The organism is Sphingopyxis indica (genome assembly GCF_032879645.1).
Lineage (GTDB): Bacteria > Pseudomonadota > Alphaproteobacteria > Sphingomonadales > Sphingomonadaceae > Sphingopyxis > Sphingopyxis indica.
The window spans coordinates 1,420,241-1,444,079 of the sequence record NZ_CP076394.1; the positions used below are offsets into that span (position 1 = coordinate 1,420,241).

General features: G+C 67.0%; 18 protein-coding genes. 5 read left to right on the forward strand and 13 right to left on the reverse strand.

Features of this window, described 5'->3' with window-relative positions:
* The 8 genes from galE to cyoA all read right to left on the reverse strand — a co-directional run bounded on the left by galE (position 1) and on the right by cyoA (position 7,889).
* Positions 1–1,032, reverse strand: a complete 1,032-nt coding sequence (gene galE / locus KNJ79_RS06685) for a UDP-glucose 4-epimerase GalE (protein ID WP_317153321.1) — start codon at positions 1,030–1,032, stop codon at positions 1–3.
* A 110-nt stretch (positions 1,033–1,142) separates the two neighbouring features.
* Positions 1,143–1,676, reverse strand: coding sequence for a response regulator transcription factor (locus KNJ79_RS06690; protein WP_317153322.1), 534 nt, complete (start codon positions 1,674–1,676; stop codon positions 1,143–1,145).
* Complete coding sequence (locus KNJ79_RS06695; RefSeq protein WP_317153323.1) at positions 1,673–2,977, reverse strand: ATP-binding protein; 1,305 nt, start codon at positions 2,975–2,977, stop codon at positions 1,673–1,675. The genes KNJ79_RS06690 and KNJ79_RS06695 overlap by 4 nt, the downstream gene beginning before the upstream one ends.
* The gene (locus KNJ79_RS06700; protein WP_317153324.1) at positions 2,974–3,678 is read right to left on the reverse strand and encodes an SURF1 family protein; all 705 of its coding nucleotides are present in this window, start codon (positions 3,676–3,678) and stop codon (positions 2,974–2,976) included. Before KNJ79_RS06700 ends, KNJ79_RS06695 begins: the two co-directional genes overlap by 4 nt.
* On the reverse strand, positions 3,675–4,049 hold the full coding sequence (cyoD, locus tag KNJ79_RS06705; protein ID WP_317153325.1) for a cytochrome o ubiquinol oxidase subunit IV: 375 nt from the start codon (positions 4,047–4,049) through the stop codon (positions 3,675–3,677). Before cyoD ends, KNJ79_RS06700 begins: the two co-directional genes overlap by 4 nt.
* The gene (cyoC, locus tag KNJ79_RS06710) at positions 4,046–4,681 is read right to left on the reverse strand and encodes a cytochrome o ubiquinol oxidase subunit III (RefSeq protein WP_317153326.1); all 636 of its coding nucleotides are present in this window, start codon (positions 4,679–4,681) and stop codon (positions 4,046–4,048) included. The genes cyoD and cyoC overlap by 4 nt, the downstream gene beginning before the upstream one ends.
* A 1-nt stretch (position 4,682) precedes the next feature.
* Positions 4,683–6,692, reverse strand: a complete 2,010-nt coding sequence (gene cyoB, locus KNJ79_RS06715; protein ID WP_317153327.1) for a cytochrome o ubiquinol oxidase subunit I — start codon at positions 6,690–6,692, stop codon at positions 4,683–4,685.
* A gap of 18 nt (positions 6,693–6,710) precedes the next feature.
* Positions 6,711–7,889, reverse strand: coding sequence for a ubiquinol oxidase subunit II (cyoA, locus tag KNJ79_RS06720; protein WP_317153328.1), 1,179 nt, complete (start codon positions 7,887–7,889; stop codon positions 6,711–6,713).
* 172 nt (positions 7,890–8,061) lie between these two features.
* On the opposite strand from cyoA, the gene KNJ79_RS06725 reads away from it, so the two are divergent.
* Positions 8,062–9,387: an MFS transporter gene (locus KNJ79_RS06725; RefSeq protein WP_317153329.1), complete on the forward strand. Its 1,326-nt coding sequence runs from the start codon at positions 8,062–8,064 to the stop codon at positions 9,385–9,387.
* Between the two features lie 142 nt (positions 9,388–9,529).
* On the opposite strand, the gene KNJ79_RS06730 is transcribed toward KNJ79_RS06725, so the two are convergent.
* The gene (locus KNJ79_RS06730; RefSeq protein ID WP_394357154.1) at positions 9,530–11,542 is read right to left on the reverse strand and encodes a TonB-dependent receptor; all 2,013 of its coding nucleotides are present in this window, start codon (positions 11,540–11,542) and stop codon (positions 9,530–9,532) included.
* Positions 11,543–11,645: 103 nt separating this feature from the next.
* On the opposite strand from KNJ79_RS06730, the gene KNJ79_RS06735 reads away from it, so the two are divergent.
* Positions 11,646–13,910 (forward strand): FdhF/YdeP family oxidoreductase, encoded by a 2,265-nt coding sequence (locus KNJ79_RS06735; RefSeq protein WP_317153330.1) that lies wholly within the window; start codon positions 11,646–11,648, stop codon positions 13,908–13,910.
* Between the two features lie 263 nt (positions 13,911–14,173).
* Here KNJ79_RS06735 and fdhD read toward each other — a convergent pair whose 3' ends face one another.
* Genes fdhD through KNJ79_RS06755 form a run of 4 tightly spaced genes read right to left on the reverse strand, consistent with a single transcriptional unit; the run spans position 14,174 to position 17,757 of the window.
* Entirely contained in the window at positions 14,174–14,968 is a 795-nt protein-coding gene (gene fdhD, locus KNJ79_RS06740) for a formate dehydrogenase accessory sulfurtransferase FdhD (RefSeq protein WP_317153870.1), read from the reverse strand.
* A 5-nt stretch (positions 14,969–14,973) separates the two neighbouring features.
* Positions 14,974–15,825 (reverse strand): FAS1-like dehydratase domain-containing protein, encoded by an 852-nt coding sequence (locus KNJ79_RS06745; RefSeq protein ID WP_317153331.1) that lies wholly within the window; start codon positions 15,823–15,825, stop codon positions 14,974–14,976.
* Between the two features lie 53 nt (positions 15,826–15,878).
* Positions 15,879–17,123 (reverse strand): MFS transporter, encoded by a 1,245-nt coding sequence (locus tag KNJ79_RS06750; protein WP_317153332.1) that lies wholly within the window; start codon positions 17,121–17,123, stop codon positions 15,879–15,881.
* Positions 17,124–17,175: 52 nt separating this feature from the next.
* Entirely contained in the window at positions 17,176–17,757 is a 582-nt protein-coding gene (locus KNJ79_RS06755; protein WP_317153333.1) for a TetR/AcrR family transcriptional regulator, read from the reverse strand.
* A gap of 149 nt (positions 17,758–17,906) precedes the next feature.
* Between KNJ79_RS06755 and KNJ79_RS06760 the strand changes: the two genes are divergently transcribed.
* From KNJ79_RS06760 to KNJ79_RS06770, 3 genes are read left to right on the forward strand one after another with little or no spacing between them, the layout of a single operon-like run.
* Positions 17,907–19,091 carry an efflux RND transporter periplasmic adaptor subunit gene (locus tag KNJ79_RS06760; RefSeq protein WP_317153334.1) on the forward strand — a complete coding sequence of 395 codons (1,185 nt, stop codon included), beginning with the start codon at positions 17,907–17,909 and terminating at the stop codon, positions 19,089–19,091.
* Positions 19,088–22,285 carry an efflux RND transporter permease subunit gene (locus KNJ79_RS06765; RefSeq protein WP_317153335.1) on the forward strand — a complete coding sequence of 1,066 codons (3,198 nt, stop codon included), beginning with the start codon at positions 19,088–19,090 and terminating at the stop codon, positions 22,283–22,285. The genes KNJ79_RS06760 and KNJ79_RS06765 overlap by 4 nt, the downstream gene beginning before the upstream one ends.
* On the forward strand, positions 22,285–23,706 hold the full coding sequence (locus KNJ79_RS06770; RefSeq protein WP_317153336.1) for a TolC family protein: 1,422 nt from the start codon (positions 22,285–22,287) through the stop codon (positions 23,704–23,706). Before KNJ79_RS06765 ends, KNJ79_RS06770 begins: the two co-directional genes overlap by 1 nt.
* The last annotated feature ends 133 nt before the right edge of the window (positions 23,707–23,839 follow it).

The following is a 23,839-nucleotide window of genomic DNA, read 5'->3' on the forward strand; positions in this document are numbered from 1 at the left end:
CTATTCGGCCGGCTTGCCCTTCGCGTTGCGCATCGCGAGCGTGCGTTCGAAGGTCCAGCTCGATCCGCACATCGCGTCGAGCCCGCGCTGGGCGGTCCAGCCGAGCTCGTCGCGCGCGCGGTCGGGGCTGGCGTAGCAGCTCGCGACGTCGCCGGCGCGGCGGGGGGCGATGCGATAGGGGATTTTGACGCCGTTCACCCGCTCGAAGCTCGCGACCATGTCGAGCACCGAATAGCCTTCGCCGGTGCCCAGATTCCAGATCCCGAGCGGCGCGTCGCCCGCGGCGATCGCGCCCAGCGCCGCGACGTGGCCCTCGGCCAGATCGACGACATGGACATAGTCACGCACCCCGGTGCCGTCGGGGGTGCCATAGTCGTTTCCGAACACCGACAGCTCGGGCAGGCGGCCCGCCGCGACGCGGCTGATGAAGGGCATCAGATTGTTCGGAATGCCGCTGGGATCTTCGCCGATCAGCCCGCTGTCGTGGGCGCCGACGGGGTTGAAATAGCGCAGCACCGCGATCCGCCAGTCGGGATCGGCGGCGGCGATGTCGCCGAGCATCTCCTCGATCATCAGCTTGGTGCGGCCATAGGGGTTGGTCGCCGACGTCGGATGCGCCTCGTCGAGCGGCAGATATTGCGGCTGGCCGTAAACGGTCGCGCTCGACGAAAAGACGAGCGTCTTCACGCCGCTGTCGATCATCGCCTCGATCATCGACAGCGTGCCGCGGACATTATTGTCGTAATATTTGATCGGCTCGGCGACCGATTCGCCGACCGCCTTCAGCCCCGCAAAATGCACCACCGCCTCGGCGCCATGCTCGCCGATCGCACCGCGCACCGCAGCGCGGTCGCGAATGTCGCCGACGATGAGCGGGATCGGCTTGCCGGTGATCGTTTCGAGCCGGTCGATGACGTCGGCCTGGCTGTTCGACAGATTGTCGAAACAGATGATGTCGTGTCCGGCGGCGGCGAGCGCGACCGCGACATGGCTGCCGATATAGCCGGCGCCGCCGGTCAGGAGAACTTTCAACTCAGCACCTCATTCTCGTTCGGGTCGGCGCGAGCTAGCGCGTTTGCGGGGGCGCTGCCAAGCCTTGCGGGGTGCGGCGGCGCATTTGGGCGATGGTCGCCCGGCCGCGTTCAGCGGATCTGCCTTTTCTCGAGCTTTCGCGCGAGCGTGCGGCGGTGCATTCCGAGCCGGCGTGCCGTCTCCGAAATATTGAATCCGGTTTCGACGAGCGTCTGGTGGATATGTTCCCATTCGACGGTCTTGATCGAGGTCGCGCGCGCGTCGAGCGAGGCGTCGACATTGCCTTCGGTGCGCTCGAACGCCGCCTCGATATCGTCGGTGTTCGACGGCTTGGCGAGATAATAGGAGGCGCCGAGCTTGATCGCCTCGACCGCGGTGGCGATGCTCGCGAAACCGGTCAGCACGACGATCCGCATCGCCGCATCGGCGGCGCGCAGCGTCTGGACGCAGGCGAGGCCCGAGGCATTGCCGAGCTTCAAATCGACCACCGCATAGCCCGGCCGATAGTCGGCGAGCAGCGCATCGAGCTCGTCGGGTCCGTGCGCCACGCGCACCTCGTAATCGCGGCGCTCGAACGACCGCTTGAGCGTGCGCGCGAAACTCTCGTCATCCTCGACGATCAACAGGCGCCGCGCTTCGCTCATGATGCGTCTCCCTCCTCGCGCGCGATCGCAGAGATCGGCAGGACGATGCGGACCAGCGCGCCGCCGGCATCGCGGTTCGCGACGCTCGCGCCGCCGCCGAGCTTGCGCGCGACATTGACGAGCAGGAACAGCCCGAGCCCGCCGCCGGGCCGGCCCTTGCTCGAACGATAGGGCTGGCCGAAATGTTCCAGCATCTCGTCGCTGAACCCGGGGCCGCGATCGGCGATCTCGATCACCGCCATGTCGCCGTCGCGCGACGCGGTGATGCCGATCCAGTCGGGGGAGACCTCGGCGGCATTGTCCATGACATTGCCGATCACCTGCCGCAGCGCCGGGTCCGAAACGATCGCGACGTCGGGACCGAACAAATCGTTGAACTCGACCGTTCCGGGCATCCGCCCGGCGCGCGAGGCTTCGACGATGTCGGTCAGGAAAGCGCGCATCGTCGTCAGCTGCGGCGCTTCGCCGCGCGCTTCGCCGGCCGACATCAGGATACCGCTGACGATCGCCTTGCAGCGCTGCACCGCGGCGTCCATGTCGGCGAGATCGTCCTGCAGCTCGGCGTTGCGCGCGACCGCGGGCGCCGCCTTCCAGTCGCCGATCAGCACCGACAGCGTCGACAGCGGCGTGCCGAGCTCGTGTGCAGCGCCCGATGCGAGCAGGCCCATGCGCACGATATGATCCTCCTCGGCCGCGCGCTGGCGCGCCGTAGCGAGCGCCGCGTCGCGCTCGCGCAGATTACGGCTGATCCGGGTGACGAAGGCGACGAGCAGCACCGCGATCAGCACGAAACAGACGAGGCTGCCCTTCAGATACAGGCCGAGCGGATCGACGGCATAGCGTTCGGGCAGGAGGAGCGGGGTCGGATTCATCCGCAGCGCGGCGAGGCCCGCGAGCGTCGCGACGACAATCGCCCACGACGAGCGCGGGCTGAGCAGGATCGCGCCGATCACGACCTGAAGCAGGAAGAGCGACGCGAAAGGATTGGCGAGGCCGCCGCTGTGATGGAGCTGCCACGCGAGCGCCGCGACGTCGAAGAGCAACGCGGCGGTCAGCTCGATATTGGTGACCGCGCGCCCGCGCCCGAGCAGAGCCAGACTAATGAGGTTGATGAGGACGAGAACGACGAGCGCGGCGAGCAGCGGCGGCAGCGGCAGCACGATGTCCATCAGGCCGCTCACCACCGCGATGGTCGCGAGCTGCCCGCCCACGGCGAGCCAGCGCAGCTGGATCAGCAGCGCCATATTGCGGCGCCCGGCGTCGGCTTCGGGCGGTGCGATGGTCAGCGATGCGTCGGTCATTGCGCGCCTATATTGGACCGAAGCGGCGCCGGACGCCACAGGCGCCAGGCGAAAAACAGGCAGAGCAGGGCGAGCGCGAACCAGGTGAGGGCATAGACGAGATGATTGTCGGGAAAGCGAACCACGGTGAGTCCCCCGACCGGATAACCGCCGCTGTTCGGCGCCGCGTCGGCGTCGACGAAATAGGGCGCAACACGGCCGAGGCCCTTGGCCTTCGCGATCGCGGCGACGTCGCGCGAATACCAGCGGCCCGCGGCAGGGTCGTTCGCGCGCAGGAAGGCCCCGCCGGGCTCGTTGATCCGGAGCAGGCCGGTGACGATTACGCGGCCCGCAGGCCGCGATGCGGCGTCGCGCTTGTCTTGGGGCACGAAGCCGCGGTTGACAAGCACCGTGAAGGCGGGGGTTTCTAGCGGTGTGACCACCCAATAGCCGCCGCCGCGATCGGTAACCGCCTTCACCAGCACGCTCCTGTCGTGGCGCAGCCGCCCGCTCGCGCGGACGCGGCGATAGGCGTCCTTGTCGGCGGAGATATCCGGCCAGGCCGCCGGACCCGGCGCCGCGACCGGCGCGGTATGGATGCGCGCGTCGACCGCCGCGATCAGATCGTGCTTCCACGCCCGCCGCTCGACCTGCCACACCCCCAGCGCGACGAAGCCCGCCGCGAAGAGCAGCGCGAGCGCCGTCAATAGCGTGCGCTTCACGGCAGCTGGTTCATGTCGTGCGGCGTCGGCATCATGTTGGTGTTGAGGTGGTGCATCACCCACAAGGAGCCCGCGAGCATGATCCCGACGACGATGATCGTGAAGACGAGCGACGTCAGCGACCAGCCGCCTTCGGCCTTGGGCGTCATATGGAGGAAGAAGATCATGTGCACGACGATCTGCACCACCGCAAACGCCATGATGATGGCAGCGGTCGCTGGCGCCGACAGCGGCATCGTCATTACCATCCAGAAGGGGATGGCGGTCAGGATCACCGACAGGACAAAACCGATCATATAGTCGCGCATGGACGCGTGCGGCATCTCGATCTCGTGATGGTCGCCCGCGGCGTGGTCGTGGTTCGCGCTCATCGCAACATTCCCATCAGATAGACGATCGTGAAGACGCCGATCCACACGACGTCGAGGAAGTGCCAGAACATCGACAGGCACATGACGCGGCGCTTGTTCGCCGCGATCAGCCCGTGCCGGCCGAGCTGGACCATCAGTGTGACGAGCCAGACGGTGCCGAAGGTCACGTGAAGCCCGTGCGTTCCGACGAGGGTGAAAAAGGCCGAGAGGAAGGCGCTGCGCTGCGGCGTCGCGCCGATCTCGATGAAATGGTGGAACTCGTAGAGTTCGATGCCGAGGAAGGCGAGGCCGAAGAGGCCGGTGATCGCGAGCCACAGCTGCGTGCCGGCGACCTTGCCCTGCTGCATCTGGAGCACCGCAAAGCCATAGGTGATCGAGGAGAAGAGCAGCATCGCGGTGTTGAGCGCGACAAGCGGCAGCTCGAACAGGTCCTTGGGCGCGGGCCCCGCGGCATAATTGCCGCCGAGCACCGCATAGCAGGCGAACAGGATCGCGAAGATGAGGCAGTCGCTCATCAGATAGATCCAGAAGCCCAGCATCGTGCTGTGCCCTTCGGGATGCGCCTGTTCGTCGAGGTCGTAGAAGCTCGGCGCGTCGGTCGTGGCGGCGGGGGCGAGGGTGGTCGTGCTCATGTCAGGCTCCGGCCGCCGCAAGCTGGCGGGTGCGCGCATCCTCGACCTCGGCGATCGTCGCCGCCGGAATGTCATAGTCGCGCTTGTAGTTGAAGGTATGGCCGATCGCCGCCGCGATGAGCGCGACGAAGCCGAGGCCCGCGAGCCACCAGATATGCCAGACGAGCGCAAAGCCCATCACCAGGCTGATCCCCGCGAGGATCACCCCCGCACCGGTGTTCGCCGGCATGTGGATGTCGCGAAAGCCGCCGATCGGGCGCTCGTGCCCGCGCGCCTTCATGTCGTGCCACGCATCGAGATCGTGGATCACGGGGGTGAAGGCGAAATTATAGGCGGGCGGCGGCGAGCTGGTCGCCCATTCGAGCGTGCGCCCGCCCCACGGATCGCCGCTTTCGTCGCGCAGCTGGTCGCGCCGCCAGATGCTCACCGCGAACTGGACGAGCATCGCGGCGATGCCGACGGCGATCACCGCGGCGCCGATCGCGGCGACGACGAACCAGATCTGCAGGCTCGGATCGTCGAACACGCGCATCCGGCGCGTCACGCCCATCAGGCCAAGGATATAGAGCGGCATGAAGGCGAGCCAGAAGCCGACAACCCAGCACCAGAAGCTGATCTTGCCCCAGAAGACGTCGAGCTTGAAACCGAACGCCTTGGGCCACCAATAGTTGATCGCCGCGAACAGGCCGAACAGCACGCCGCCGATGATCACATTATGGAAATGCGCGATCAGGAAGAGCGAATTGTGGAGCACGAAGTCGGCCGGCGGCACCGCGAGCAGCACCCCGGTCATCCCGCCGACGACAAAGGTCAGCATGAAGGCGACGGTCCACATCATCGGCAGCTCGAAACGGATGCGGCCGCGATACATGGTGAAAAGCCAGTTGAAGAGCTTCGCCCCGGTCGGGATCGAGATCACCATCGTCGTGATACCGAAAAAGCTGTTGACGCTCGCGCCCGACCCCATGGTGAAGAAGTGGTGCAGCCAGACGATGTAGCTCAGAATGGTAATGCAGACCGTCGCATAAACCATTGAGGTATAACCAAAGAGCTTCTTGCCCGAAAAGGTCGAGGTGACCTCGGAAAAGACGCCGAACAGCGGCAGGATCAGGATGTAAACCTCAGGGTGGCCCCAGATCCAGATCAGGTTGACGTACATCATCGCCGACCCGCCGAAATCATTGGTGAAGAAATTGGTCCCGACATAACGGTCGAGGCTGAGCAGCGCGAGGCAGGCGGTCAGCACCGGGAAGCTCGCCACGATCAGGATATTGGCGCACAGGCTCGTCCAGGTGAAGACGGGCATCTTCATCAGCCCCATGCCCGGCGCGCGCAGTTTCAATATGGTGACGATCAGGTTGATCCCCGACAGCGTCGTCCCGACGCCGGCGATCTGGAGCGACCAGATATAATAATCGACCCCGACATTGGGGCTGTAGGCGATCCCCGACAGCGGCGGATAGGCGAGCCAGCCGGTTTGCGCGAATTCGCCGACGAACAGCGAGATCATGCACAGCACGGCGCCCGCCGTCGTCATCCAGAAGCTGAAATTGTTGAGGAAGGGAAAGCTGACATCGCGCGCGCCGATCTGTAACGGCACGACATAGTTCATCAGCCCGGTGATGAACGGCATCGCGACGAAGAAGATCATGATCACGCCGTGCGCGGTGAAGATCTGGTCGTAGTGATGCGCGGGCAGATAGCCCTCGGACCCGCCGAACGCCATCGCCTGCTGGAGCCGCATCATGATCGCGTCCGAAAAGCCGCGCAGGAACATGACGAGCCCCAGGATCATATACATGATCCCGATTCTCTTGTGGTCGATGGTGGTGAACCATTCCTTCCACAAATAGCCCCACAGGCGATATTTGGTGATCGCCGCAAAGATCGCGAGGCCGCCGATCGCGACCGCAACGAAGGTGACGACGAGGATCGGCTCGTGCAGCGGCAGCGCATCGAGCGACAGGCGGCCGAGGAAGGGGCCGGTTTCGGGAGCGGGGTGGGGCGTCATGTCGATTGTCTCGGTCGATCAGGATCGGGGCGCGGGGCGGCTGGCGAGGGCGACGGCGGCGCTATCGGGTTCGCCGGGGCTGGGCAGGCCGGCGCCGGTCAGCGGCGCGAGGTCGACCGGGGTTGCGTCGGGGCGGTCGTCCTGCGCGAGCAGCGGCGAGCTGCACAGCGCGCCGACATAGCGCTTGCCCCAATAGCCGGGCTCGGTGCCGCGCGCGGCGAATTTGTCATAGGTCAGGCTGCGCACATTGCGGATACCCGCGATCCCCGCACCGCCGGCGGCGTCGATCGACATCATATCGTGCATACACATCTTGCCCGGTTCGACGCAGAGGTTGACCACCGCGTCGAACAGTTGCGGCTCGACCGAGGCGAAGCGCTGCACGGGCACCTTCTCGCTCGGCTTTTCGAGCTTGAGGTATGCGGCGCGGTCGAGCGTTCCGCCGCCCGCTTTCGTTTCGGCGACCCATTGGGCGAAGCCGGCATCGGACAGGCTCTTCACCGCAAAGCGCATGTCCGAAAAGCCTGCGCCAGAATAATTGGCCGAGAAACCCGTATATTGTCCGGTCTTGTTGAAGACGCCGTGAAGTTTGGTCTCCATCCCCGGCATCGCGTAGATCTGCCCGGCGAGCGCGGGAATGTAGAAGCTGTTCATCACCGACGAGGCCGAGATGCGGAAGCGCACCGGATGATTCACCGGCAGCGCGAGTTCGTTCACCGTCGCAATGCCCTGTTCGGGGTAGATGAACAGCCATTTCCAGTCGAGCGCTACGACCTGGACGTCGATCGGCTGTGTTTCGGCCGCAATCGCCTGTCCGGGCGCGGTGCGCGCGAGCGGGCGATAGGGGTCGAGCAGGTGCGTCGCAACCCAGGTCACCGCGCCGAGGCAGATGATGATCAGCAGCGGCGCCGCCCAGATCACCAGTTCGAGCTGGGTCGAATGATCCCAGTCGGGCCGATAGGTCGCTTGCCTGTTCGCGGCGCGATACCGCCACGCGAACAATATCGTCAGCGCCATGACGGGGACGATGATCAACAGCATCAGGCCGGTCGACACGAGGATCAGATTGCCCTGCTGGCGCGCGACATCGCCCGCGGGATCGAGCACGACCATATTGCAACCGGCAAGGAAGGGAATCGCGGCCGCGGCCAGAATCAGCCGGAACCGGCGCGCAAGGCGGGGGGCAATGCTAGGCATGCGGCGCCACTAGGCCGACTTTGTTGCACTGCACATAGGACATTTTGTCCAATCCCTTGATCGCGATCAATGACGCAGAGGGCGTTTCATGCACGGGGCCAATGCCCTAATATACCGACTCGCGCGGCGGCAAGCCCGGCTGGCGCCGCGTCAGAAGCAGGAACAGGCTTTCATGGTTGCCGATACCGCGCCCACCGAGCAGGCCGAACGCGACGCGCGCGCGCTTCACGACGATGGTCACCCGATTTCGCCCGCCGAGATCGCGATCGGGGTGATCATCGGGCGCACGTCCGAATTTTTCGACTTTTTCGTCTATGCGATCGCCTCGGTGCTGGTGTTTCCGAAGCATGTCTTTCCGCAGTTCGACCCGCTGACCGGCACGCTCTGGTCGTTCGCGATCTTCGCGCTCGCCTTTTTCGCGCGTCCTGTCGGGACGGTGATCTTCACCGCGATCGACCGCGCCTATGGCCGTGGCGCCAAGCTGACGATCGCGCTGTTCCTGCTCGGCGGTTCGACCGCGGCGATCGCCTTCCTTCCCGGCTATGACTCGATCGGGCTCGGCGCCGCGGCGCTGCTCGCGCTGTTCCGCATGGGGCAGGGGGTGGCGCTCGGCGGTTCGTGGGACGGGCTCGCCTCGCTGCTCGCGATCAATGCGCCAGAGGGCAGGCGCGGCTGGTATGCGATGATACCGCAGCTCGGCGCCCCGCTCGGCCTGATCGTCGCGAGCCTGCTCTTCATGTTCCTGATTTCGGCGCTGCCCGCGCAGGATTTCCTCGACTGGGGCTGGCGTTATCCCTTCTTCGTCGCGTTCGCGATCAACGTCGTCGCGCTGTTCGCGCGGCTGCGCATCGTCGTGACCCCCGAATATGAGCGCTCGTTCCAGCACCGCGACCTCGAGCCCGCCCCGATGCTCGAGACGCTGCGCTCGAACTGGAAGGTGATCGCCGCGGGCGCCTTTGCGCCGCTCGCGAGCTTCGCGATGTTCCATATGGTGACGGTATTCCCGCTGTCGTGGGTGTTCCTGTTCACCGACGAGACGCCCGCGCGTTTCCTGCTGATCGAGGCGGTCGCCGCCTTCGTCGGCGTGCTCGCGATCATCGTCTCGGGCCTGCTCGCCGACCGCGTCGGACGCCGCACGATGCTGGGCGTCACCGCGGCGGCGATCGCGGCGTTCAGCGGCTTCGCGCCGCAGCTACTGGGCGCCGGCGAGGCGGGCGAGGCGGCGTTCATGCTGCTCGGCTTCGCGCTGCTCGGCCTGTCCTTCGGCCAGTCGTCGGGGGCGCTGTCGTCGGAATTCCAGCCGCGCCACCGCTACACGGGGTCGGCCTTCACCTCGGACCTCGCCTGGCTGTTCGGCGCAGGCTTCGCGCCACTGGTCGCGCTGTGGCTGTCGAGCGAATTCGGCCTGCTCGCCGCGGGCGCCTATCTGCTCTCGGGTGCGATCGGCACGCTGGTCGCGCTGTGGCTCAACCGCGAGCTTGCCCGCAACATCGGCTAAATTTTCGTGAATTGAGAAACTGCATGCGCCCGCGAAGGCGGGTGCCCATCATCCGGCGGCGCTATTTCGAACCGGCAGGAGATGGGTCCCCGCCTCCGCGGGGACACACTTGATTTGCCTGGCGCAGTTCACCTGCCACCGGTCACTTCCCGAATGTCACCCCGATCCACAACGTTCGCGGGGTGCCGAGGTCGATCGAGCCGCCCTGGTTGCGCGTCATCACTCGCGTATCGGTGACATTTTCGGCGCGCAGGACGAGCCGGGCGCGCTGCGCGAGCGGGACTTCGGCATAGAGGTCGAGCGTCGTCGCGGCGTCGAGGATGTCGCTTTCGAGATCATCTTCATATTGCGCACCGACATAGCGCAGCGTGCCCGCAAGGCTCCAGCCGGGCGCGGGCGCCAGGCTCAGCGTCGCGCTCGCGGCCCAGCGCGGCGTCTGCGCGGGCCGGTTGCCGTCGAGCGCGGCGGCGGGGCCGCTGCCTTGCGCCTCGGCATCGGTGTAGGCCGCCGATCCGCGAAAGCCGACGATCCCGCGCGTGATCCCCGCCGACAGCTCGACCCCGCGCGCATGGATCGCGTCGATATTGCGCCGCTGGCGCAGGTCGGGGCCGATGGTGACATTGGCGACGGCGTGCTTGACCTTGTTGTCGAACAAGGTTGCCGACAGGTCGATGCCCTTTGCGGGCGTAAGGTCGAGCCCGGCTTCATAGCCGACCAGCCGCTCGTTGCGCAGTTCGGCGTTGGCGAGGGTGGTGACGGGAAAGACGACGAAGGGGCGATAAAGCTCGTTGAGCGTCGGCAGGCGCAGCCCGCTATAGGCGGCGGCGCGCAGCCGCAGCGCGTCGCTCGCCTGCCACGTCGCGCCGCCGCGGACCGAGCCTTGCCAGCCCGAGCGGCCGGCGAAGCGGTCGTCGGCGACGACCACGCCCGCGCCATCGCGCTCGATAAAGAAGCCATCGGCGATGACATAGCGGTCGGCGCGTGCGCCCGCGGTCAGCGTCAGCGCGCCGAGGCTCCAGTCGTCCTCGACGAAGAGGCCGAGATCGCTGTTGGTGCCCCCGGCGTTACGGCGCGCGGTGACCTGGCCGGTCATCGCGCTCAGCGCATCTTCAAATAGTTCGCCATCAGAGCGGCGATAGTCGAGGCCGAGACGCAGCACATGATTGCCGCCGACCGGCGGGCGCAGTTCGAGCTTGCCGCCGAGGCCGGTCGAGGGCGTATTGCGCTGGTCGAGCACCGGCGTGAAGCGGCTCGACGAGATGACGATATTCGTAAAATTGCGCGCCTGAACATAGGCGAGCGCGTCGAACTGCCAAGCGCCGCGCCCGACGAGGCGCAGGCTCGCTTCCTGTCCCTCGCTCGACGAATCGGCGCCCTCGAAGCGCAGGGTGCGGCGATCGTCGAACGCCATCGCGCGCGCCTGCAATTCGACCGTATCGGTGAGCGGGGCGACGAGGCGGATCTGCGCCGACCAGCTGTCATAGGCGGCGCGCGCGGTCGCGGGGACGCGCTGGTCGGCGGGGGTGGTATAATAGCCCTGTCCGCGGTCCCAGCGCCCCGAGACGACGGCGAAACCGGCGCCGAGCGGGGCGGCGAGCGTCGCGCTCGCTTCGCTCTCGCCGCGATCGTCGACGAGCAGCGCGCCGCTCAACGGGCCGAGCGCCTCGGCATTGGCGCTCGCAAGTTCGATCGTCCCGGCAAGCGCGCCGGCGCCGAACGGCCCCGACCCCCCGCCGCGCGTGACCCGCACGCTCGCCAGCCGCTCGGGGGCGAGGGCGGAAAAGGGGATATAGCCGAAAAAGGGATCGGCGACCGGCACGCCGTCGAGCAGCATCGCCGCGCGGCTTGTCGCATTGCCGCCGAGCGCGCGCAAGGTGATGCCCTGTGCCGACGGGTTCGACGCGCGGCTGTCGGAACGGCGGAACTGCTGGAAGCCCGCGACCGACGCGAGCGCATCTTCGAGCCGCCCCGAGGCGGTTGCGGTGAGCGCGTCGCGGTCGATGAGGGTGATGTCATAGGCGGGCGTCGCCGGCGTATCGGCAAGCCCGGTGCCGGTGACGATGATCGCCTGCTCCTGGGCCAGCACCGGCAGGGGCAGCAGCATCAACGCGGTCAGGGGGAGGCGGGCGAGGCGGGCTGCGGCGGTTACGGTCATCGTCTGGAAAAGCCCCTCCGCTTTGATGTTTCGCCGACAGCGGAGTGGATATTGCGAGCGCAAAATGCTCTAATGCCACTCCCACAACGCCGGGACCGACGCCATGGCCGACCGCAAGCTGCACTACAAGACTTATACCGCGCCTGCCGGCGGATGGGGCGCCGCCGCGGCGACCGCCAAGGTGCTGCTCGAACAGAGCGTGGTGACCAAGGGGTCGCGCGCGCTGCTCGCGATGAACCAGCCGGGCGGCTTCAAATGTTCAAGCTGCGCCTTTCCCGACGCGAGCTGCACCAAGACCTTCGAATTTTGCGAAAACGGCGCAAAGGCGCTCGCGCACGAGGCAACCAAATTCCGCGTTACGCGCGACTTCTTTGCCCGGCACAGCGTCGCCGAGCTGATGGCGCAGTCCGACTATTGGCTCGAAATGCAGGGGCGGCTCACCGAACCGATGCGCTACGACGCCGCGAGCGACCATTATGTGCCGGTGAGCTGGGACGAGGCGTTCGCGACGATCGGGCGGCATCTGCGCGGACTCGACAGTCCGCACCGCGCCGAATTCTATACCTCGGGCCGCACCCCGAACGAGGCGGCCTTCCTCTATTCGATCTTCGTCCGCGAATATGGCACCAACAATTTTCCCGATTGTTCGAACATGTGCCACGAGCCGACGAGCCGCGGGTTGCCGCCCGCGATCGGCGTCGGCAAGGGCACGGTGATCCTCGACGATTTCGACCATGCGCAAGCGATCTTCGTCATCGGCCAGAACCCCGGAACCAATTCGCCGCGGATGATGACCTGCCTCGTCGAGGCGCGCAAACGCGGCGTGCCGATCGTCGCAGTGAACCCGATGCCCGAGCGCGCGCTCATCCGCTTCACCGAACCGCAGGACGTCGTACAGATGGCAACCCTGGGTTCGACGCCGATCGCGAGCGAGTTCGTGCATGTGAAGATCGGCGGCGACCTCGCGCTGTTGAAGGGCATGATGCGCGTGCTGTTCGAGCGCGAGGCGGCGGGGGAGGCGGTGCTCGATCATGCCTTCATCGCCGAACATAGCGAGGGGTTCGAGGCGCTGCGCGACGACGTCATGGCGCAGGACTGGGACGAAATCGTCGCGGTGTCGGGCATATCGGAGGAACAGATCCGCCGCTGCGCCGAAATCTATATCGCCTCGAACGCGACGATCATCTGTTACGGCATGGGTCTTACCCAGCACCAGAAGGGCTCGCAGCTGTTGCAGCAGGTCGCGAACCTGCTGCTGCTCAAGGGAAATTACGGCAAGCCCGGCGCCGGCATCTCGCCGATCCGCGGCCATTCGAACGTCCAGGGCGACCGCACCGTCGGCATCGACGAGCGGCCGAGCGAGGCTTATCTCGACCGCGTCCGCGAGGTTTTCGGCTTCGATCCGCCGCGCGCGCACGGCCATCACACCGTCGAATCGGTCGAAGCGATGCTGGCGGGCGAGGCGAAGGTCTTCATCGGCCTCGGCGGCAATTTCGTGCGCGCGGTGCCCGATACCGAGCGCGCCTATGCGGCGATGGCGAAGCTCGACCTGACCGTCGGCATCGCGACCAAGCTCAACCGCGGTCATCTCGTTCACGGCAAGGAGGCGCTGATCCTGCCCGTGATCGCGCGATCCGAACGCATCGAGACCGCGGACGGCGAACAATTTGTGACGATCGAGGATTCGATGTCGAACGTCACCGCCTCGCGCGGGGTGCTCGACCCGGCGAGCCCGGATCTGCTGCCCGAGGTCGAGATCGTCTGCCGCATGGCGATGGCGACGCTGCCCGAAAGCCGCGTCGACTGGGTGCGCTATATCGACGATTATGGCGCGATCCGTGACAAGATCGCCGAGGTCTATCCCGCAATCTACGAAGGTTTTTCGGAGCGGATCAAGGCGCCGCAGGGGTTCCATCTCGACATAGCGCCGCGGCGCCGCGCATGGCTGACCCCGAACGGCAAGGCGAATTTCCTCATCCTGCCCGGCCTGCACGTCGATGCGCCGGTCGACGAAGCCGATATGCTGCGGCTCGCGACCGTGCGCTCGCACGACCAGTTCAATACGACCATCTACAGCTACAACGACCGCTATCGCGGCGTCAGGGGCGGCCGGATGGTGCTGTTCGTCAACGCCGAGGACCGCGCGGCGCGCGGGCTGGAGGCCGGCGCGACGGTCGCGCTCGAAACGATCGCGAGCGACGGCATTGCGCGGCGGGTCGAGGGGTTGACCCTGATCGACTATCCGATGCCGCGCGGCGCGATCGCGGGTTACTATCCCGAACTCAACCCGCTGCTGCCGCTCGACTATTATGACCGGACGAGCGGCTGTCCGGCGGCGAAGTCGATCCCGGTGCGGATTGCGGTCTAGAGTGATTTCGAGTGAAATGGAACATTTCACGGCTCGGAAATCACTGCAAAACAAGAATCTAGAGTGCCGGTTTTGATTCCATCAAAACCGAACGCACTCTGGAGTTTGTTCCGTTCGATTTCACCTGAAGAGGACGGACTTCAGAGTTGGTGTGTCCCCGCGTAGGCGGGGACCCATCTCCGGCCGGTTCAAGATAGAGCCGGCAGGAGATGGGCTCCCGCCTTCGCGGGAGCACACGCGCTTCAATGAAATATGATCGGGCGCTAAAGATCCGGCTCGCCACTGATCAGCAGCGCCGAGTCGGCGCGGGCGAGCGCGAGTAAGGTCAGGCCTGCCGCCGCGGCGCGCTCGGCGGCAAGGCTGGTCGGCGCCGAAATGGTGACGAGCATTGGACAGCCGGCGCGCACCGTCTTTTCGACGAGTTCGTAGCTGCACCGCGCCGAAAGCAGGATGAAGCCGCTCGCCGCGTCGATCCCGCCGCGCGCGAGCGCGCCGAGCAGCTTGTCGAGCGCATTGTGGCGCCCGACATCCTCGCGCACGCAGCGAATGTCGCCCGCGGCCGAACAGAAGGCGGCGGCGTGTGCCGCGCCGGTCGCGCGCCCGAGCGGCTGGTGTTCGGCCAGCGCGGCGAGCGCCTTCGCGACCGCGTGGCGGTCGGTTTCGAGGCGCGCCGTGATGCGCGGCAGCGGGCGCAGCACCTCCTCGATATTTTCGAGACCGCAAAGGCCGCAGCTGCTCTCGCCGACCCGGCGGCGCGCGCGGTCGAGCGCGCGGCGGCTTTGTTCGGGCGCCAGCCACAGGCGGAGCGCGATCCCGCCTTCGAGCGGCTGAACATCGACTCGTTCGATCTCGGCGGCGCGCTCGACCAGCCCTTCGGAGAGGGCGAAGCCGACCGCATAATCTTCGAGGTCGGCGGGGGTCGCCATCATCACCGCATAGCCGATACCGCCGACCTCGACCGAAATCGGCATTTCGACCGGCACCTCTCGGACGAGAACGGCATCCGAGAGGTCGCCGAAGCCGATTTGCCGCACCGGTAGCGGCACCGAGGCGTGCATATCGGTCACAGCGTGGCGGTCGCTTGCATCACCTGCCGCCCGTCGTCCGCAAAGGCGCCGAGCTCGATCGCATCGCCGCCGCCACGCAGCACGAGATGCAGCGGCTCGCTGGCGATCGCGGGCGAAAGCCCACGAAAGGCGAAGCGGGCGAGCGCATTGTCGCCGAAGCGCCGCTGCGCAAGGTCGAGCAGCAGGGTCGCGGTGAGCGGTCCGTGGACGACGAGGCCGCGATAGCGCTCTTCGGCGATCGCATAGGGAAAATCATAATGGATGCGGTGGCTGTTGAAGGTCAGCGCCGAATAGCGAAAGAGCAGCGCTTCGGAAGGCTCGACCGTGCGGTGCGCGTCCCATTCGCTCGGGTCGAACCGTCCGCCGCCGGCGGGGGGCGGCGACAGCGGCGCGTCGGGGCCGGCGGCATCGCGAAAGACGATCGACTGGCTTTCGCGCACCGCGAGGCCGCGGTCGCCATGCGTTTCGTGCGCGATCTCGACGAAGACGAGCGCGCCGCTGCCGCCCTGTTTGGCGGTGATCGCGGCGATGCGCGAGCGGCGCGCGATCGCTTCCCCGGGGTGCAGCGGGTGCAGGAATTCGACCTGGCTCGACGCCCACATGCGGCGGGGCAGGGGCACAGGGGGCATGAAGCTTTCGACGCCATCGGTGCGGCGCGGATGACCGTCGGCGCCAAGCGCGGCGGTCGGCGCGTCGGGCAGCGCGAGGCACCAGTGAAAGCCCTGCGGCACGGCGCCATCGGTGCCTGCCGCCCGGTCGAGCGTCGCGAGCCAGCGTGTCAATGCGCCCGCCTCGACCCGGTCGCTCCGCCGGTCTTCGCGGCCGACCCATTGCTGCCAATCGCTCATGCTCTCTCCTCGTCCCCGCTTTTCGGTCCAGACCGGCGGCGATGCAAGCCGCGTCAGGGGACGACGCGCCCCTCGTCGCGGCGCGGCATCGGCGCGACGGCGCGCAGCAGCAGCGCCGACAGCGTCAGCCAGCCCGCCGCCGCAAGGATCGCCGCGGGCAGCGTCCAGATGTCGGCGAGCGTGCCGAGCAGCCATGCACCGAGCGCCATGCCGCCGAAGGTCACCGCCTGATAGATCGACAGGCAGCGGCCGAGGATCGCTTCGGGCGAGCGCAATTGCATCGCGACGTTGAGCGTCGTCATCGTGCAGACCCAGCATATGCCCGCGACGAAAGCGGCCGCGACCACCGGCGGCAGGCTGCGCGAAAAGGCGATCGTGACGAGCATCGCGGCGAAAACCAGCGACGAGGCGCCGATCAGCGTGTCGCTGCCCCAGCGGTGGCGCGCCTTGCCGACCCACAGCGCGGCAAAGATCGACCCGGCGCCGAAGCCGGCGAGCGCCAAGCCGAACGTCAGTTCGGTGCCGTGCAGCCGGTCGCGCACGACCGACGGCAGCAGCGCCTGGAATCCGGCCGCGCCGAAACCGAAGGCGAAGCCGCGCACGAGCACGCGGCGCACCGGGTTCGACTGGGCGCAGAAGCGGATGCCGGTCGCGATCGCCGAGAGGATCGGCGAACGTTTCGGCGGGTTGACCTCCGGATGCCAGCGCAGCAGCACGACGATCAGCGCGACATAGCTCAGCGCATTGAGCCCGAAGCCGAATGCCGGCCCCGCAAAGGAAATGAGCAGCCCGCCGAGCGCCGGGCCGACGCTGCGCGCGAGATTGAAGGCGATGGTGTTGAGCGCGATCGCCTGCGGCAGATGTTCGTGCCCGACCTGCAACCGCACCGAGGCCTGCCACGCCGGGGCATTGAGCGCGGTGCCGCAGCCGACCGCGAGGGTGAAACAGAGGAGAAGGAAGGGCGTGATCGCGCCCGACCAGGTGATGAGCGTGAGCAATGCCGAGACGATCAGCATTCCCGTCTGCGCCGCGAGCATCACGCGGCGGCGGTCGAAATTGTCGGCGATCGCGCCCGCGAAGACGCCGATCAGCATGATCGGGATCGTCGCGCTCGCCTGAACGAGCGCGATATAAAGGTGCGAGGGCGTCAGCTCCGTCATCAACCAGGCAGCCCCGACCGCCTGGATCGTCGATCCCATGTTCGACGCGAGGTTCGCGATCCAGATCGCGCGAAATGCAGGGAAACGGAACGGAGCGAGCGAGGAAGGAGCGGAGGGCTTGACGGGACTCACAGCCATGCGCCTAAACCGGCAATCCCGGTCGGGCAAGCCTGCGTCCTCGGGCGCTCTTTCAACAGCTCAGCGCTGCTTGGAACAGGCAGCGAAACCGGCCCTCGCATTCGGCGCGCTGATCGGGCGAACCGTCGAGCGCATCGACTCGCATGATCGTGCGCAGCACCCCGATTCCCATCAGGATCGCGAGCAGCATGTTCGCGCGCAGTTCGGCATGTTCGTCGCCGATAATCTCGGCGAGGGGGCCGAGGACGTCGAGATGGACGAGATCGCGGATGATCTGCCCCGCCTTGGGCGAGGAGGCCGAGCGCAGCATGATGACGAACATTTCCATGCGATGCTGCCGGTGGTCGTCGCCATCCTCGACGACGAGCTGCGCCAGATAGGCGGGAAGCTCGGCCGCGGTCAGCGGCTCGCGGATGAGCTTTTCTTCCTTGTCGACCGCCACGACCTCGCGGAACAGCCCTTCCTTGCCGCCGAAATAGCGGCTGATCAGCGCCACATCGACGCCTGCATCGCCCGCAATTTCGCGCAGGCCGACGCTGTCATAGCTTTCGCGCAGGAAACGCTCGCGCGCCGCCGCCAATATCGCGGCGCGCGTCGCGGCGGCGTCGCGCTTCCTGACCGTGGTTTTCGTCATGGTCAGGGTCTATCATGGCTGAGAAATAAATCAACAACTGTTGACTTGCCCGCCAATGCGGATTAGTCGGCGCAAAGGTATCGCGCGGCACCTCCCCCCTCCCTCATGCCGCGCGATGCCGAACCGCCCGTAAAGAAAAGAAAAAGCCCATGCCCATGCGCCCTCTCCTCGCGCCTTTGCTCGCCCTTTCGATGCTGCTCGCCGCCTGCTCGGGCGGCGGCGAGGGACAGGGCGGCCCGCCGCAATTGCCCGTCACCGTGGCGAATCCGCTCGTCAAGCAGGTCACCGAATGGGACGATTATGTCGGGCGATTCGAAGCGATCCAGAGCGTCGAGGTGCGCCCGCGCGCGTCGGGCTATCTGACGCGCACCCATTTCACCGACGGCCAATATGTGAAGGCGGGGCAATTGCTGTTCAGCATCGACGCGCGCCCCGCGCAGGCGGCGCTCGATCAGGCGCGCGCGCAATTGGCGAGCGCGCAGGCGACGCTCGCCAATGCGAAGACCGAACTCGCGCGCTCGACGACGCTCGCCGCGTCGCAGGCGGCGAGCCAGGAAGAGGTCGAACAGCGCCGCGCCGCGCTGCGCACCGCCGAGGCCAATGTCGCGGCGAGCCGTGCCGCAGTGCGCGCCGCCGAACTCAATGTCGGCTTCACGCGCGTCACCGCGCCGATTTCGGGCCGCGTCTCGCAGCGGCTCGTCGATCCCGGCAATGCCGTGACCGCCGATCAGACGGTGCTGACGACGATCGTGTCGACCAACCCGCTGCACTTCAGCTTCCAGGGGTCCGAATCGAACCTGCTTGCCTATGAGAATCGCGGCGACAAGCTGCTCGGATCGCCGGTGCGCATCCGCCTGCAGGGCGAGGATGATTATCGCTATCAGGGCCGGATCGACTTTGTCGACAATGCGCTCTCCACCGGATCGGGAACGATCACGGTGCGGGCGCGCGTTCCCAACAGCGACGGCAAGCTGCGTCCCGGCCTGTTCGGCCAGCTCCAGCTCGCCGCCTCGGCGCCGCACGATGCGATCATGGTTCCCGACACCGCGATCGTCACCGACGCCGCGCGCCGGCTCGTCTATGTGATTGGCCCCGAAAGCAAGGTGCAGGCGCGCCCGGTGATGCTCGGCCCGGTGATCGACGGGCTGCGCGTGATCCGTTCGGGGCTGACCGCGAAGGAGCGTGTCGTCGTCGGCGGCATCCAGCGCGCGATGCCGGGCCAGCCGGCAAAGACGCAGCCGGGGCGCATCACCGCCAGCGGCAAGGTCGTGACCGAAAAGGGCGCGGCGCCCGCCGCCAAGGGCGCCGCCGCGAAGAAGGCGAGCGCCCAGTGAAATTCAGCCGCTTCTTCGTCGACCGCCCGATCTTCGCGGCGGTCATCGCGATCTTCATCACGCTGATCGGGGCCTTCGCCTATCCGCAGCTGCCGCTGTCGCAATATCCGGAAATTGCGCCGCCGACGATCAGCATCACCGCCTCCTATCCCGGCGCGTCGCCCGACACGATCGCCGAAACGGTCGCCTCGACGCTCGAGCAGGAGATCAACGGCGTCGAGAATATGCTCTATCTGCAATCCTCCTCGACGCAGGGGGTGGCGCAGATCACCGTGACCTTCGAACCGGGCACCGACCTCGATGCCGCGCAGGTGCTGGTGCAGAACCGCGTCGCGCTCGCCGAGCCGCGGCTGCCCGAACAGGTGCGCCAGATCGGCGTGCAGGTGAACAAGCAGGAATCGGGCTTCCTGATGATCGTCGCGCTGACCTCGACCGATCCCGCGATCGACATCGACTATGTTGGCAATTACGCCAATTCGACGCTGCGCGACCGGCTGCTCCGCCTCGACGGTGTCGGCGGGGTGCAGATTTTCGGCGGCGGCTTTTATTCGATGCGCGTCTGGATCGACCCCGACAAGGCGGCGGCGCGCAATCTGACCGCGGGCGAGATCATCGCCGCGCTCGAAACGCAGAATGTCCAGGTCGCGGGCGGCTCGGTCGGCGCGCCGCCCTATGGCAAGGGCAACCCCGCCTTCGAACTGCCGCTCGAAGTGCAGGGGCGCCTCGTCTCGCCCGAGCAATTTTCCAATGTCGTGATCAAGACCGACGTTCAGAATGGCGCGATCACCCGGCTGAAGGACGTCGCGCGCGTCGAGCTCGGCAGCCAGGACTATAGCGTCCGCGGGGTGTTCGACGGCAAGCCCGGCGTCGGCATGGCGGTGATCCAGCAGCCCGGCGCGAACGCGCTCGACGCCTCGAATCTCGTGCTCAAGGAGGTTGAGGCGGCGTCGAAGGATTTCCCGCCGGGGCTCGAATATCAGATACCCTATAATCCGACCGAATATGTCGCGGCCTCGGTCGAAGCGGTGCAGCACACGCTGGTCGAGGCGCTTGTGCTCGTCGTCCTCGTGGTGATGGTCTTCCTCCAGACGTGGCGCGCGGCGATCATCCCGATTATCGCCATCCCCGTGTCGCTCGTCGGCACCTTCGCGGTGCAGCTTGCGCTCGGCTTTTCGATCAACTCGCTGTCGCTCTTCGCGCTCGTGCTCGCGGTCGGCATCGTCGTCGACGACGCGATCGTCGTGGTCGAGGCGGTCGAAAAGCATATCCGCGAAGGGCTCAGCCCGCGCGAGGCGGCACATCGGACGATGGACGAGGTGTCAGGCGCGCTGCTCGCGATCGGGCTCGTGCTGATCGCGGTGTTCGTGCCGACCGCCTTCGTCCCGGGCATCCCCGGCATCTTCTATCAGCAGTTCGCGGTGACCATTGCCGCGGCGACGGTGTTCTCGACACTCACGTCGCTGACGCTGTCGCCCGCGCTCGCCGCGCTGCTCCTGAAACCGCACGAGGAGGGGCATCACGCCGAGCCGAAGAATCCGGTGCTGCGCTTCGGCCGCCGCGCCGCGGACAAGTTCAACCAGGGGTTCGATAGACTTTCGGATCGCTATGGACACACGACGGCGAAGCTGGTTCGCAAGACCGGGTTGATGCTGATCATCTATGCGGTGCTGCTCGCCGCGACCGGCTGGCGGCTCACCGCGACGCCGACGGGCTTCATTCCCGAGCAGGATCAGGGTTTCCTGATCGGCGTCGTGCAGCTGCCGCCGGGCGCCTCGCTCGATCGCACCAGCGAAGTGCTGGCGCGCACGCAAGAGGTCGTTTCGCAGATGGAGGGCATCGACGGCACCGCATCCTTCGCGGGCCTCGACGGGTCGAGCTTCTCGACCGCCTCGAACGCCGGCACGATGTTCATTCGCCTCAAGGATTGGGAAGAGCGCGGCAGCAAGCTCAGCGCCACCGCCCTGTCGCAGAAATTGTCGGGTGCGCTCGCCATGGCGCTGCCCGAGGCCAATGCCTTCGTCATCGCGCCGCCGGCGGTGCAGGGGCTCGGCAACGGCAACGGTTTCATGATGATGATCGAGGGGCGCAGCGGGCAAAGCTATCACGACCTTGAAAAGGCGACGCAGGCGATGATGGGCGCCGCGGCGCAGAACGACCAGGTGACGCAGGTCTTTTCGCTGTTCAACACCGGCAGCCCGCGCATCTTCGCCGATGTCGACCGCGACAAGGCGCTGATTTTGGGTGTCGAGCCCAGCCAGGTTTATGCCGCGCTCGGCACCTATCTCGCCTCGACCTATGTCAATGATTTCAACTTCCTCGGCCGCACCTTTCGCGTGACCGCGCAGGCCGAACCGACCGCGCGCAGCCGGCTCGAGGATGTCGGGCGGCTGCAGGTGCGCTCGTCGACGGGGGAGATGGTGCCGCTGTCGTCGGTCGCGACCTTCCGCAACGATAGCGGCCCGACGCGCGTGGTGCGCTACAACCTCTTCCCCGCGGTCGAATTGCAGGGGCAGGCGGCGCCCGGCGTGTCGTCGGGCGACGCGCTCACCGCGATGGAAAATATTGCGGCCAAGACGCTGCCCGACGGCTTCGCCTATGAATGGACCGCGCTCGCCTATCAGCAGAAGGCGGCGGGGAGCAGCGCGGTGCTGATCTTTCTGCTCGCGGTGGTGTTCGTCTTCCTCGTGCTCGCGGCGCAATATGAATCGGTGCCGCTCCCGCTTGCGGTGATCCTGATCGTGCCGATGTGCATCCTCGCGGCGATGCTCGGGGTCAATCTGCGCGGGATGGACAATAATATCCTCACGCAGGTCGGCCTCGTCGTTCTCATCGCGCTCGCGGCGAAGAATGCGATCCTGATCGTCGAATTCGCGAAACAGGGCGAGGAAGAGGAGAAGATGTCGACCATCGAAGCCGCCGTCCATGCTGCGCGCTCGCGCCTGCGCCCGATCCTGATGACCAGCTTCGCCTTCATCTTCGGCGTCATCCCGCTCGCCATCGCAACGGGGCCGGGGCAGGAGATGCGCCGGGCGCTCGGAACCGCGGTGTCCTTCGGGATGCTCGGTGTGACGATTTTCGGGCTGATCTTCACCCCGGTCTTCTACGTCGTGTGCCGCGGACTCGCCGAGCGGGGGAAGAATTGGGTCAAGGATCGCCGCCGCCGGGCGGGCGACGCGCCGGTGGAGGCGCAGTGATGACCCGCTCGATCCTTCTCGCCGCCAGCGCGCTCACCCTGTCGGCGTGCGCCGTCGGCCCCGCCTATCATTCGCCCGAACCGGCGGCGCCGTCGCAGGCGCCCTTCCTCGAAGCGGGCAAGTCGCCCGCCTTCACCGGCGACCAGCCGCCGGGCGAATGGTGGAGCCTGTTCGGCGATCCGACACTCGATGCGCTGGTTCAGCAGGCGCTCGCGGCCAACACCGACCTGCGCGTCGCCGCCGCCAATCTGGCGCAGGCGCGCGCGGTGCTCAAGGAATCGCAGGCCGGCCGCCTGCCGACGACGAGCGTCGGCGCGAGCGGCGCCTATGCCCGCCAGTCGGGCGCGACCACCGGTATCGGCCCGGTCGAGGGTGAAAGCTATGATGTCGGGCTCGACGTCGGCTATCAGGTCGACCTGTTCGGCCGCGTCGAAAGCGCGATCCGCGCGAGCCGCGCCGACGCCGACGCGGTGCAGGCGGCGTTCGACCTGACCCGCATCACCGTCGCCGCCGAAACGACGCGCGCCTATGCCGATGTCTGCTCGTACAACCGCCAGCTCGCGGTCGCGCAGGAAACGCTGCGCATTCAGGAACAGACCTTCGACCTGACGCGCCGCCTGTTCGAGGGCGGCCGCGCGACGCGGCTCGACACGGGGCAGGCGGGGGCGCTGCTCGAACAGACGCGGGCGACCTTGCCGACGCTGAAGGCCCAGCGTTCGGCGGCGCTCTACCGGCTCGCGGTGCTCACCGGCAAGCCGCCCGCCGAGGCGCCCGAAGTCGCGCTGCAATGCCAGGTGCCGCCCGAGCTCGACCGGCCGATCCCGGTCGGTGATGGCGCGACCCTGCTTGCACGCCGTCCCGACATCCGCCGCGCCGAACGCGAGCTTGCGGCGGCAGCAGCGCGGGTCAATGTCGCGACCGCCGACCTTTATCCGAGCATCAGCATCGGCGGTTCGATCGGATCGACAGCGACTTCGCTTTCGGGAATCGGCGATTCGGACAATTTCCGTTTCTCGATCGGTCCGCTGATCTCCTGGAGCTTTCCCAATATCGCGGTCGCTCGCGCGCGGCTGCGACAGGCCGAGGCGGGCGCCGACGCGGCGCTCGCGACGTTCGACGGCACCTGGCTTTCGGCGCTGCAGGAAACCGAAAGCGCGCTCGCCAACTATGCCGGCGAGCTCGACCGGCTCGCGGCGCTGCGCCGCGCGGCGGATGAGGCAGGGGAGGCGGCGCGGATCGCGCGGCTGCGCTATCGGGCGGGGCGCGAGAATTTCCAGGTCGTGCTCGACGCCGAACGCTCGCTCGCCGAGGTGCAGGCGGCGATCGCCCAGTCCGAGCAGCAGCGCTCGACCTATCTCGTCGCGCTCTTCCTCGCGCTCGGCGGCGGCTGGCAGGATGGGGCAGCTGTCCTCTCCGAATGAGAATCCATGCGTTCCCGCGAAGGCGGGAGCCCATCTCCTGCCAGCGCCATCTTGAACCAGCCGGAGATGGGTCCCCGCCTTCGCGGGGACGCACTGCACAGAATAAAAGGGGTGGGACGCACCCCCGTCGTCC

What these genes read in the sequence shown, in the direction of transcription:
- KNJ79_RS06690 (WP_317153322.1), bottom strand. Translation starts at nt 1,676, where the DNA reads ATGAGCGAAGCGCGGCGCCTGTTGATCGTCGAGGATGACGAGAGTTTC.
- KNJ79_RS06695 (WP_317153323.1), bottom strand. Translation starts at nt 2,977, where the DNA reads ATGACCGACGCATCGCTGACCATCGCACCGCCCGAAGCCGACGCCGGG.
- cyoD (WP_317153325.1), bottom strand. Translation starts at nt 4,049, where the DNA reads ATGAGCGCGAACCACGACCACGCCGCGGGCGACCATCACGAGATCGAG.
- cyoC (WP_317153326.1), bottom strand. Translation starts at nt 4,681, where the DNA reads ATGAGCACGACCACCCTCGCCCCCGCCGCCACGACCGACGCGCCGAGC.
- cyoB (WP_317153327.1), bottom strand. Translation starts at nt 6,692, where the DNA reads ATGACGCCCCACCCCGCTCCCGAAACCGGCCCCTTCCTCGGCCGCCTG.
- cyoA (WP_317153328.1), bottom strand. Translation starts at nt 7,889, where the DNA reads ATGCCTAGCATTGCCCCCCGCCTTGCGCGCCGGTTCCGGCTGATTCTG.
- KNJ79_RS06725 (WP_317153329.1), top strand. Translation starts at nt 8,062, where the DNA reads ATGGTTGCCGATACCGCGCCCACCGAGCAGGCCGAACGCGACGCGCGC.
- KNJ79_RS06730 (WP_394357154.1), bottom strand. Translation starts at nt 11,542, where the DNA reads ATGACCGTAACCGCCGCAGCCCGCCTCGCCCGCCTCCCCCTGACCGCG.
- KNJ79_RS06735 (WP_317153330.1), top strand. Translation starts at nt 11,646, where the DNA reads ATGGCCGACCGCAAGCTGCACTACAAGACTTATACCGCGCCTGCCGGC.
- fdhD (WP_317153870.1), bottom strand. Translation starts at nt 14,968, where the DNA reads ATGCACGCCTCGGTGCCGCTACCGGTGCGGCAAATCGGCTTCGGCGAC.
- KNJ79_RS06745 (WP_317153331.1), bottom strand. Translation starts at nt 15,825, where the DNA reads ATGAGCGATTGGCAGCAATGGGTCGGCCGCGAAGACCGGCGGAGCGAC.
- KNJ79_RS06750 (WP_317153332.1), bottom strand. Translation starts at nt 17,123, where the DNA reads ATGGCTGTGAGTCCCGTCAAGCCCTCCGCTCCTTCCTCGCTCGCTCCG.
- KNJ79_RS06755 (WP_317153333.1), bottom strand. Translation starts at nt 17,757, where the DNA reads ATGACGAAAACCACGGTCAGGAAGCGCGACGCCGCCGCGACGCGCGCC.
- KNJ79_RS06760 (WP_317153334.1), top strand. Translation starts at nt 17,907, where the DNA reads ATGCCCATGCGCCCTCTCCTCGCGCCTTTGCTCGCCCTTTCGATGCTG.
- KNJ79_RS06770 (WP_317153336.1), top strand. Translation starts at nt 22,285, where the DNA reads ATGACCCGCTCGATCCTTCTCGCCGCCAGCGCGCTCACCCTGTCGGCG.